The 11,788-nt window shown below is 41.5% G+C and carries 8 protein-coding genes; 6 read left to right on the top strand and 2 right to left on the bottom strand.

What is annotated here, in order from left to right; translation table 11 throughout:
- Window positions 1–10: 10 nt before the first annotated feature.
- Window positions 11–1,465 carry a GDSL-type esterase/lipase family protein gene (locus MHB37_RS09595; RefSeq protein WP_076191232.1) on the bottom strand — a complete coding sequence of 485 codons (1,455 nt, stop codon included), beginning with the start codon at window positions 1,463–1,465 and terminating at the stop codon, window positions 11–13.
- A gap of 112 nt (window positions 1,466–1,577) precedes the next feature.
- Entirely contained in the window at window positions 1,578–3,923 is a 2,346-nt protein-coding gene (locus tag MHB37_RS09600; protein WP_076184310.1) for a helix-turn-helix domain-containing protein, read from the bottom strand.
- A 180-nt stretch (window positions 3,924–4,103) separates the two neighbouring features.
- Here MHB37_RS09600 and MHB37_RS09605 point away from each other — a divergent pair, with 180 nt between their 5' ends.
- The 6 genes from MHB37_RS09605 (at window position 4,104) to MHB37_RS09630 (ending at window position 11,788) form a co-directional block, all read left to right on the top strand.
- On the top strand, window positions 4,104–5,621 hold the full coding sequence (locus MHB37_RS09605; RefSeq protein ID WP_081387802.1) for an extracellular solute-binding protein: 1,518 nt from the start codon (window positions 4,104–4,106) through the stop codon (window positions 5,619–5,621).
- A gap of 189 nt (window positions 5,622–5,810) precedes the next feature.
- Window positions 5,811–7,367, top strand: a complete 1,557-nt coding sequence (locus MHB37_RS09610; RefSeq protein ID WP_076191234.1) for an extracellular solute-binding protein — start codon at window positions 5,811–5,813, stop codon at window positions 7,365–7,367.
- A 133-nt stretch (window positions 7,368–7,500) separates the two neighbouring features.
- Entirely contained in the window at window positions 7,501–8,475 is a 975-nt protein-coding gene (locus MHB37_RS09615) for a sugar ABC transporter permease (protein ID WP_036679252.1), read from the top strand.
- Window positions 8,476–8,496: 21 nt separating this feature from the next.
- Window positions 8,497–9,372: a carbohydrate ABC transporter permease gene (locus MHB37_RS09620; protein ID WP_036679255.1), complete on the top strand. Its 876-nt coding sequence runs from the start codon at window positions 8,497–8,499 to the stop codon at window positions 9,370–9,372.
- 40 nt (window positions 9,373–9,412) lie between these two features.
- Window positions 9,413–10,516 (top strand): glycoside hydrolase family 105 protein, encoded by a 1,104-nt coding sequence (locus tag MHB37_RS09625; RefSeq protein WP_076124980.1) that lies wholly within the window; start codon window positions 9,413–9,415, stop codon window positions 10,514–10,516.
- Between the two features lie 150 nt (window positions 10,517–10,666).
- Entirely contained in the window at window positions 10,667–11,788 is a 1,122-nt protein-coding gene (locus MHB37_RS09630; protein ID WP_076191237.1) for a glycoside hydrolase family 105 protein, read from the top strand.

Raw genomic sequence — 11,788 nt, forward strand, 5'->3', positions numbered from 1 at the left:
TGATCACTCCTTATAAAAGTTGTTGTAAGTTTGATAGAGATGAGGCTGTATTTTGTTTAAGAGCTTGAACCACAAGTTTAGCAATTTCCCGGGCACCTTCATCTGAGAAATGAGTATCATCCGTAACCCCATTTGGGTAATTGGGATGTGTTTTCGCTGGCAAATGCATGAATAACTTCTTGGATTCCTCTTCGCCTAATGAACGATAGAGCGCTTGCGAGGCTGGGAAAATATCAAGTAGCGGAGTGTGCGTTTCTTCAGCCACTTGTCTCATTACCTCGGGATAAGCACCTACAGCAAACGGGTCCAGCTCTCCATCGGCGTTAAAGCGGCGGCGACTTACAGAGGTTAACAGAACCGGAGTCCCCCCTAGCTGCCTAGCAGCATCTATATATTGAATGAGATTATGGCGATATTCGGTTTCAGGATCGGTGTAACGTAATGGATCCTCTTTTTTCTCATCGTTATGTCCAAATTGAATAAACAGGTAGTCGCCGGGTTGGAAGTCTTTTCTGATAGCATCGAGGCGGCCGTCTGTTATGAACGATTTGGTGCTTCGACCATTAATTGCACGATTCTGGATTTGAATAGAAGTCCGAAAATAACTTTGCAGGTATTCTCCCCAGCCGGTCATAGGTTTTTCTCCAGCGCCTTTAATGGCCGCAGTGGAATCGCCTGCAATAAATAGTTGTTGTCTCATAAGGTCTTCTTCTCCTTTAACGTATTGGCGTTCTCTTAACCAATTCTCAGCAAGGGAAAGCCATTGCTGGCAATGAGGGTGTTCTTTTGCAAGCCCTAAACCATGCCGCCCTTCTTCAAAGATATGTAATTCAAAAGGAATTCCCTGATTAGACAGGGCAGAGGCGAACAACAGACTATTCTCCACGGGAACGCTGGCATCGTTCGCTGTTGTCCAGATAAAGGTTGGAGGTGTGAGTGAATCCACCTGGGCTTCTGAGGAAAAGGAGTCAAGCTCCGCTTGTGATGGGTCGTCTCCAAGAAAATGTAGCCGGCTTCCCTTGTGCGAATGGGGCTCTTGGAAAGTGATTACAGGGTAACCTAATAGAAGAAGGTTTGGTTTCTCTGCTCTAGTGGTAGAAAAGATAGAAGCTAAGTGTCCTCCTGCCGAGAATCCAATCATCCCTACTTTGTCTGAGATCACATTCCAAGCTTTGGGTGCTTCCCTAATCCATTTGAGAGCTTCCTCAACATCATTTAACAAAGAAGAGACGTTGAAATCTCCGACCTGATAATCTAGTACACCTGCATGAATACCTAGACTGTTTAGCCATTGAGCTACAGGTTCTCCTTCATGTTTGGCTAAGTGCTGATAACCTCCACCAGGCAATACCAATATAAAAGGACGGGGGTGATCCGTCTCGAGCGGATAGAGGGTGAGTAGTGAGGTTTCCTGAGAAATCGCATCTTGTTCTACACGGTTAGTATTTAGACGAAAGTTCAACATTGCGTTCAAATTCCTCCCTAAATGGTTATATGCACACGTTAACATATTTTCCGAAAAAAAGAGAGACTCTTTTTTTTTTTAGATTCGGCCTTGAACGATTTTTTTGTGATTTTTACATAGATTCGTCAAATGTTGGTTTGGATTTAGTGCCTGTATTGTTATCCCGGTACTGTCCAGGGGTCATCCCTTCCTGTTTACGGAAAGATCGAATGAAATTTTGAGAATTGTTGTATCTTAATTTGGCTGCAATATCTTTGATCGGCATATCGGTTTCCTGCAGCCATTTTTTTGCCATTTTAAATCGGTACATCGTTAAATATTCGCTGAAATAGTATTGGGTCTCCTTACGGAAGACACTGCTGATATAGTTGGCGTTGTAATGCAGCCGTGAAGCGCATTCTTCCAAGGTTAGATCCGTATCATATTCATGTTGGATCAGATCAATGATTTTCTCAGAGATGTTTTGGTATTGGGCATTTTGCCTGCTGATAAAAATTTTGATCATCGGGTAAATGACCATGCTCCAGAACCAATCCTCAATCTCAGCCACGGTATGAAGGTCATGTAATTCCTCAAAAATTGAGCCATTAGCATGATAGATCTGATTTAAGCTAATGCCCGATTCCTGCATCATAATGAGCAAGTTATTGAGTAAGCGGGTCAACGGGATTTGATATTCCTGTGGTGAAAGCTCTAGGGCAAAGATAGATTTAAAAAGCAAATGAATCAGTTCCTTGGCTTTATCCGTTTCAGCCAGCTTGATAGCATCCATTAGATCGTTTTCTTTATGCGTAGGGTAGTTCAAGTTCAGATAATGTTTGCCGGAGTTAATGTTCTCATATTGAATAATAACGCCTTTGCCAAGCTTAATGCGATGTTTCAGTGCTTCAAGACCTTCTCTGTAGGCGATGGCTAGTTTATCGAAGGCGTTGAAGGGCAGGCTCAGCCCAATACTCACCTGCACCTTTAGATAATTATTTATTTCTTGCTGCAGCTTCTCCGTTAACGAATACAGTGTCTTATGAAAAGACTGGGTATCGCAGTCTGGACTGCCCAATAATACGACTACCGCATGGTCCATGATCACTGGAGCCAGCCGTTGTTCAGGACAGATTAATTCTTCGATCATATTGTGGGCAGCGAACAATAAGAGGCTGAGATCTTTTTTCTCATAGCTGGAATCCTCGGCATAATCAATAGACAACGTAATTACTGCCATGGTTTTCCATTCTTCAAGCTGGGTTTGGTAGCCGAATTGCCCTAATTCTTCGAGCAAATCACGTTTCTTAACATTGCCGTGGAAGGCATTGATCAGAAAAAACGTACGAACCTGCTGAAAGTGTTGCCGGACTTCTTTTTCCAGCTGTGATTTGGATTGGAACAAAGAATGAACTTGTTCTCCTATAATCTGAAATTCATTGCGATGTCTCGATTTAATATCCGGTTTGCGTTGGCCCATCTGATTAAGCAGTCTTTCGATAGGGGTGTACATACGCCTGGAGCCGATCCAGGCCAGAAGAATGGAGAACAAGAGCATAATGGTACACACGATTATCGTAAACATACCGATTTTATTGGACTCCTTCGTCAAGCTTTCCATGGAAGTAACCGATAGATAAACCCAGCCATTTAACTGAGAACGCATGAAAGTGACGGAGTAATTCTTTTTGTTGATCACAGTCTTGAACTGTCCGGATTGTTTAGAAGGATCAGAGATTAAAGGGACTTCTTTAAATCCGCCTTGCTCTTTAGGTTTTCCGATTAAGCTGGTATCCGGATGGAGTAGGAAGCGGCCAGCTTGATCCAGAACGATAATGTCATCGAGTGGCTGCACATCTGAATTAATGAAATCCTGAAGACTGCAGACCGGAATATTAGCTAGGGCAAGCCCATATTTTTGCAGCTTATTGGTGGGAAGCTTTTTGATAAGACTGATACTGTAATTGCAGCCAGTGACGTTAATGCTCTCCTCGCTATAAAATAAGGACGATGGATTCAAAATCCATGAAGTATCGTCAGCTATATTCATTAGATTAGAGAGTTGCGCGTGGTTTTTGTATTCATTCAGACGGTAGACGCCTGAATTTTTGATCATCCAGTTCTGCTGCTGATTGAGCAGGATGACATCCTCAAGTTTCGTATCGAAGGATTGCATATTACGGATTTCGTTTCTTAAATCATTATATAAAATGAAATCGGTTTCACTTAAAGGGTTATTTAGTGCTTTTTTTAATACACTAGAGTTGATCACTTGGTTTAATGTTTGATTGACAGTTGTTAACTTATGTTCTACATTTGAGGTGATTTGTAATATAAGTTCCATTTTACTGTTGTTTACGTTCTTTTGGATCTCATTAGATGATGTGAAATAGGAAAAAGAACCGATGAATATCACCGGCAACGTGCTAATTACAAAGGCAAAAATCGTTAATTTACTTAAAAAGCTTAATGGTCTCACGGGACTCAGCACCTTTACTTATGTAGAAGTAGACACTTGTTCTTAGTGTATGAAACCTGGTGGAAAATAACAATAATCATCTCGTTCTGCAATAATCATTAACCCTAATTATGACTACAAAATGGAAAATCTTCAAGCTGTAGGGTGAAAATCCTTACAATACCTTAGGAGGCTGTAGAAATGTTTAGACAATTTATGTGTAGAAGGGCAACGTTTTGTTGCTGCTTATTTTTCATGCTTGTTTTCCCTATGTTAAGCGCTTGCAGTGATGGAAAGTCAGCTGGTTCTGTACTGCAAGAAGCTCGCCCGAGCATCTCCATCTTGGCACCCCTTCATTTTCCACAGCAGCCTTCAAAAAAGATTATAGCTGAGATCGAAAGATTAACAGGGGTGGAGCTTGATATCACGTGGGTGCCTGAGGGTGTTTATACCGATAAAATGAACACAGCTTTGACCACTAATTCCTTGAGAAAAGTCACCTTTGTGAAGTTCTCAGACTATAATCTGGTGAAAAACGCCATCCGTTCTGAAGCATTTTGGGAGATCGGCCCATATCTTCAGGAGTTCCCCAATCTTAAAGCACTGGACCCCGCTATTCTTAAGCAGACCGCTGTTGATGGTAAGATCTACGGCCTGTATACAGAACGCCCTTCCTCCAGACAGGGTGTCATAATACGTAAGGATTGGCTGGACAATCTTCATTTGAGCAATCCACAGACCTTAGATGACCTATATGAAGTAATGAGGCAATTTACATATAACGATCCGGATCAGAATGGCAAACAAGATACCCTTGGATTAGTCGATCGTAATGATCTTGTTTATGGTGTATTTAAGACACTAAGCTCTTATTTTGGCACACCAAATAATTGGAAGCTAGAGAATCATCAATTTGTTCCGGAATTCGTAACAGCGGAGTATATGAACACAATGAATTTTATGAAGAAATTATATGATGAAAAAATCATAAATCAGGACTTTGCTCTTACCAGTAAAGAGGTTCAACGCGATAAATTCATTAACGGTATCGCTGGTGTGTTTATTGGCAGCATGACTGATGTGCAGCGGTTGTCAATTGAAGCTCAAGCATACAATCCAAAGGCTGAACTTACGCTGATCAATCGTATCGAGGGGCCTGATGGATATAAAGTGTGGTCTATCCCCAATTACAACGGACTGTATCTCTTTTCCAAAAAGTCCATTGCCACAGAGGAGGAGCTTCGGCAGGTGCTTGGATTTTTTGATCGGACCATGGATAAAGATGTAGCCAATATAATGATGTATGGCTTTGAGGGGCGGCATTATAAGCTTGAAGGCGGAAAAATTATCCTTCCCGAGGAAACCTCACAACTGCGGGTACAGGAAGTGAATCCGCTATATGCTTTAATGATTGCGGACATTAGTAATAAAAACATTATGGAAGTGGCTCAGAAGGAGCAATTAACCTCTCTAGCAGATCAGCTGAGTAAAGATAATGAATCTTTTCTGGTTGATGACCCGACAGTTTCTCTGAGCTCATCTACTTTTGATGAGAAGAATATGGAGTTATCTACAATCATTGTGGATGCTACATATAACTATATATTAGGTAACATTACCGTTGAGGGATTCCAGCAAGAGGTTGAGAAATGGAGAGCTCGTGGAGGCAATCTTATTATTAAGGAATATGCTGAGGCTGAGTTTGGGACAGAAAAGTAAATAGGTTAAAAAGGTTTTGATCCACTGCGGATAATGCGGTGGATTTTTTTTGTGCTGCGATATCCCGATAATCATTTGCTCAGATCCCTTTCAGAACGCGCCGTTATGGGGAAATGATTGTTTTCGTAACCTTGCCGACGATGTAACGTGGAACTCGTAACCAATACAAATTATGGAGGTCAAAATGGTATGAAGAAGAAATCCTTCACCATGTTGTTAACAGCACTGTTAACATTCAGCACATTGTTAGCTGGATGCGGTGGTAACAACAATAACAAAGAAGAAGCAGCAGCCCCAACTACAAGTGCAGAGAACACTACGAAGGTGGAAGAGACTGAAGCACCTAAAGAGGAACCTACAGAAATCAAAATCATGCTTCCATTGAATACATCAGAGACTCCGCCTGATACGATTAAGAATGAACTTGAGAAATTGACCAACACGAAGCTGACTTATCAATTTTTTCCGGCTGATACTTATGAAGAAAAACTGAATTCATCTTTTGCAACGGGTTCATTGCCGCAAGTAACATATTTGAAGAATCAGACAACCTTCATTCAGATGAAAGAAGCGATAAAAGACGGACAATTCTGGGAAATCGGTCCACTATTAAGCGAATTTCCGAATTTGAGCAAATTGAAACCAGAAATTCTTAATAACACGAAAGTAGATGACAAGCTTTATACCCTATATATCGGGCGTCCACTTGCACGCCAAGGGATCATTTACCGCAAAGACTGGGCAGATAAATTAGGACTTGCTGCACCAGCTAATGTAGATGAATTATTTGAAATGGCTAAAGCCTTCACAGAACAAGATCCAGACGGTAATGGAAAGAAAGATACTACCGGTATTATTGACCGTAATGAGTTGACCTATGGAGCTTTCAAAACTGTTTCGTCTTGGTTCGGAACACCGAATACCTGGGGTGAGAAGGATGGCAAATTAGCGCCTGAATTTACCTTCGATGAATATTTCGACACAATGGATTTTTTCAAAAAAGCTCGTGATGGCGGATACATTAATCAAGATTTCGCTGCCACCAGTAAAACGGATGCAGTAAATATGTTTAAGGCTGGAAAGGGTGGACTCTATATTGGGGGCTCCATGCAAGATATTGATTCCCTCAATAAAGATACTATTAAGAATAACCCTGACGCTGTTTTGGATGCGCATAGTATGGTTGCAAGTCCAGATGGAAAATATGCTCAATGGATGATTCCAGGCTATAACAATGTTGTCTTGTTCCCGAAATCTGCTGTCAAGGATGAGGCAGAGCTGAAGAAGATTCTTGCTTTCTTTGATCAAATGATGACCCCAGAAGTAGCTAATTTGATGTATTGGGGAATTGAAGGTACTCACTATACCGTTGAAGACGGTAAAGCAAAAGCTACTGACGACAAAGAATTGATTGAACGTGAAGTAAAGGGATATAAGGACAGTGTTATCGGCGAAGCTGAAACCAATGGAATGTACGAGAACTATAACACGCTGCCAGGAAGAATTCATGCAGATCAATTGGTTCTTGAGAATGTCAAAGTTGGTGTAGCGGATCCAACAGCTGCTATGGATTCGGCTACCTATACAGAAAAAGGCGTAGAGCTTCAACAGATTATTACAGATGCAACCTATAAATATATTTATGGTCAGATTGACAAGGCTGGATTTGAGAAGGAAGTAGAGAACTGGAAGAGCCGTGGTGGAGATAAGATTATTGAAGAATACAACGCGTTATACAAAAAATAGTAACCCGTACTCGAATAGTTAAGCGACAAATTGTAGCTGAAAAGGTTGTTGATCTTGTTTCAACAACCTTTTCTATTCCTCACGGGGTTCAGAAATATCGTGTTTGAATAAAGAAGGAGAAAGGAAGAATATCATGCAGGAAGTCACCGCACAGCCCAGCTCAGCTCCTCAAATGAATCCTAAGCCTGAAATTTATAAAAGCAGCAGCGAACTGAAAAAGCGGCTGTGGAGAAATAAATGGCTCTACGTCATGCTAACTCCGGGAGTACTGTATTTTTTGATTTTTAAATATCTTCCAATGTACGGATTAATTATCTCATTTCAGGATTACAAACCCTATCAAGGGATCAACGGTAGTGACTGGGTAGGGATGAAGCATTTCAGCAGGTTGTTCACAGAGCCGGATTTCTTAAATATATTAGTGAACACACTTATTCTTTTCGGATTAAATATTCTTATCTATTTCCCGATGCCGATTATTCTTGCCCTGATGTTAAATGAACTTCAAGGCAGCTTTTTCAAAAGAACCTTTCAGACGATCTTCTATTTGCCCCATTTTCTGTCATTGGTTATCATCGTCTCCATTTCTTATGTAATGGTCACGATGGATGGAGGGATTATCAACGAGCTGCTTGTCTATTTTGGCTTTGAACCAATCAATTTCCTGCTTAATCCAGGATGGTTCAGGCCCATGTATATTATTCAGGTGATTTGGAGAGAAGCAGGTTGGGGAACGATTATTTATCTAGCTTCCATAGCTGCGATTGACCCAGGGCTTTATGAAGCATCGCGTATGGACGGAGCTGGAAGACTTAGACAAGTCTGGCATATCACTCTTCCAGCGATTAGAGGCGTAATTATTACATTATTTATTCTGAAAATTGGTTCCGTTCTTGATCTTGGATTTGAACATGTATATCTGCTACTTAACTCCATGAATCGAGAAGTTGCGGAAATTATCGATACGTATGTATATACTGCTGGTTTGAGACAGGGGCAGTTTAGTTACAGTACAGCTATTGGATTCTTTAAATCGATTGTAGGCTTTGTAATGGTGATGATGGTGAATAAATTATCCAAGAAAATGGGAGAAGAAGGCGTTTATTGATATTTTGTGGGAGGAATCGAAATGGTAGAAGATAAAACAATCAGTGGTAGAATCTTTTCTGCTATAAACTTTACGCTGCTTGCGATCATTGCTTTAATTACTGTGCTTCCCCTTGTTCACGTTGTAGCAGGCTCTTTCACAACGAGTGCAGAACTAGCTTCTAGCAAATTTGTACTGATTCCAAAGGTATGGAGTCTGGAAGCGTACAAGTTCATCTTTTCGACGAATACAATATTTAAAGCCATGGGTGTTTCCATTGGTGTCACGGCAATTGGTTCTATTTTTAGTTTGTTTATAACTTCTTTGATGGCCTACGCTCTTACCAGAAAAGATCTGGATGGTCGTAAAGTGGTTAACTTCATGGTTGTGTTCACCATGCTTTTTCATGGTGGGATGATTCCAACGTTCCTCGTGGTGAAGGAATTAGGACTAATTGACACGTACGCATCACTGATTCTACCGTCAGCGATTAGTGCCTTTAATATGATCATTCTGAGAAACTTTTTCCAAAATATACCTGAAGGTTTGGAGGAATCGGCCAAAATTGATGGTTGTAACGATTTTGGAATATTATTTCGGATTGTATTGCCACTATCCTTACCTGCGTTAGCGACGATCGGATTGTTCTATGCGGTAACGTATTGGAATACCTACATGAATGCGATTCTGTATTTGAATGATAGTGCGAAATGGCCAATACAGGTTCTGCTCAGACAAATTGTCGTCCTTGCCAGCGGTATGGATCACAGCGCTACACTGGATGCTGCTGTTCCACCGCCAGATCAATCAATTAAAATGGCTGTTATCGTTGTAGCTACCTTACCAATAGTTTGTGTGTATCCGTTCCTGCAAAAGCATTTTGCCAAAGGTGCCATGTTGGGTTCTATGAAGGGCTAGCAAGAAAGAGAGAGACTATACTTAGGGGAGGAGCTTCGAGATGACTGTACAGATACCTACAACGCCGATAGAGTGGGCAAAAAAAGCTTGCGATTCACTAATGGATACTTACAGGGCGGGAGAGCTTCCCCCCGCGCATCGATGGCACTATCATCAGGGTGTATTTCTGTGTGGCATGGAGCTTTTGTGGAATGCTTATCAAGAAGACCGTTATATCAACTATATTCAGGAATATGTAGATGATTTGGTGGATGAATACGGGAACTTTTATTTTGCACGTGATGAGCTGGATGCGGTTCAAGCAGGACAGCTACTATTCACTCTTTATGAACGGACAGGCAAACTAAAGTATCGTATTGCAGCAGAGAAGCTAAGGAATTTACTGCTCACACTAAATAAAACCTCTGAGGGCGGGTATTGGCACAAGGATAAGTACGCCAACCAAATGTGGTTGGATGGACTTTATATGGCAGGCGTATTCTCCTTGAAATATGCTAATGTCTACGATGAACCAAGCTTGCGTGAAACGGTCCTTCATCAGGAAATGTTAATGCGCAAGCATATGAAGGATGAGACAACGGGTTTGTTATACCATGCCTGGGATGAGAGCCGGCGGATGCCTTGGTCGAATCCGGAGACGGGTTGTTCACCGGAGTTCTGGAGCCGATCATTAGGATGGTATGGTCTCGCCTTATCGCAATTTCTGGATCTGTTACCTTCCCATGATTCAGCCCGGACAGAGCTTTCTACTACACTGAGAGATTTTGTGGATGCACTTATTCGTTACCAAGATCAAAAAAGTGGACTTTGGTATCAAGTCGTAGATAAGGGACATGAGCCAGATAATTGGCTGGAGACTTCAGGGTCATGTTTGTTCGTCTATACGATTGCCAAAGCCGTGAAGCATGGCGTTGTAAGTGATGTGACTATCGCTACAGCTGCCGCTAAAAAAGGATATGAAGGGTTAACCAAAGTAATCCAGTGGGATGAGCATAACCGATTAGTTCTGCCGGACATTTGTATCGGTACCTCAGCTGGAGATTACGAGAGTTACGTGACTCGGCCTAAGGTTAAAAATGATCTGCATGGTGTGGGCGCATTGGTGATGGCTTGTGTTGAAATACAGTCAATGCTTCAAGAGTGAATCGCTCGGTATCCTTACTAAACAATGACTTGATTCTCTGAGATTGCAGAGAATCAAGTCGTATTATTTTATGTGCAAAGAATCCTTAAATCGGCTGAACCTATTTTTAGTTTTTGAGCTCTTAAATTTATAAATATTTTGGGGGTTGGGATGAAGAAATCACAGTGGGCAATTCAAACGGCAGACTCTATTATGGCGCGGACACCGAAGCTTTATGAAGATAAAGGCTACAAAGGAAGCTGGACCTACGATTATGGCGTGGTATTGAACGGTTTTGAATGGCTTTGGAAGCAGACCGGTGATTCGAAGTATCTGCAGTTCATTCAAGATAATATGGACTACTTTATTCAGGAAGATGGCAGTGTCAAGGGCTACCACCTAGAGGAGCATAATATCGATCATATTAACAACGGAAAATTATTATTGACTCTATATAAAGAAACGAAGCAGGAAAAATATAAAAAAGCGGCTGCTTTACTTAGAAAGCAACTTGAGACCCATCCGCGAACCTCGGAAGGTGCTTTTTGGCATAAAAATATATATCCCTATCAGATTTGGTTAGATGGAATTTATATGGGCGCTCCTTTTTATTTAGCCTACTTGCTAGCTTTTGAAGAAGGGCAGGGACTTGAGGATGTAACCAAACAATTTATCTTGTGTGAGAAGCATACGAAAGATCCGGTAACAGGTCTGCTATATCATGCATGGGATGAACAGCGTATTCAACCTTGGTGCGACCCTGAAACAGGACTTTCGCCTAACTTTTGGGCCCGTTCACTTGGCTGGTATCTCATGGCTTTAGTTGATGTTCTGGCATTGCTGCCTAATGAGCACTCAGATTATCCCGAGCTGGTACGAATACTAAATGATACCTTAACTGCGGTGAAGACATATCAGGATAAGGAATCCGGGGTCTGGTATCAAGTGATGAATCTAGGGGAACGCAAAGGAAATTATCTTGAAGCCTCTGCTTCAAGTATGATCGTGTATGCCATGGCTAAAGGTATCCGATTAGGCGTGTTAAACGCTGGATGGTACGAAACATTAGATCTGGCTTACCAAGGACTTATCTCGGAGTTTGTACTTGAAACCAAAGAAGAATGGGTCAATTTAAATAAGAATTGCCAAGTAGCCGGATTAGGTGGAGTGGACCAACGTGACGGTACTTTCGCTTATTACATTAGCGAGCCTATTGTCACTAACGACCAAAAAGGTGTGGGTGCTTTCCTACAGGCTTGTGTGGAATATGAACAATTAAGAGGCTGGATCTGA

The organism is Paenibacillus sp. FSL H3-0286 (genome assembly GCF_045040705.1).
GTDB lineage: Bacteria > Bacillota > Bacilli > Paenibacillales > Paenibacillaceae > Paenibacillus_AQ > Paenibacillus_AQ odorifer.

What these genes read in the sequence shown, in the direction of transcription:
- MHB37_RS09610 (WP_076191234.1), top strand. Translation starts at nt 5,811, where the DNA reads ATGAAGAAGAAATCCTTCACCATGTTGTTAACAGCACTGTTAACATTC.
- MHB37_RS09595 (WP_076191232.1), bottom strand. Translation starts at nt 1,465, where the DNA reads ATGTTGAACTTTCGTCTAAATACTAACCGTGTAGAACAAGATGCGATT.
- MHB37_RS09605 (WP_081387802.1), top strand. Translation starts at nt 4,104, where the DNA reads ATGTTTAGACAATTTATGTGTAGAAGGGCAACGTTTTGTTGCTGCTTA.
- MHB37_RS09615 (WP_036679252.1), top strand. Translation starts at nt 7,501, where the DNA reads ATGCAGGAAGTCACCGCACAGCCCAGCTCAGCTCCTCAAATGAATCCT.
- MHB37_RS09620 (WP_036679255.1), top strand. Translation starts at nt 8,497, where the DNA reads ATGGTAGAAGATAAAACAATCAGTGGTAGAATCTTTTCTGCTATAAAC.
- MHB37_RS09630 (WP_076191237.1), top strand. Translation starts at nt 10,667, where the DNA reads ATGAAGAAATCACAGTGGGCAATTCAAACGGCAGACTCTATTATGGCG.
- MHB37_RS09625 (WP_076124980.1), top strand. Translation starts at nt 9,413, where the DNA reads ATGACTGTACAGATACCTACAACGCCGATAGAGTGGGCAAAAAAAGCT.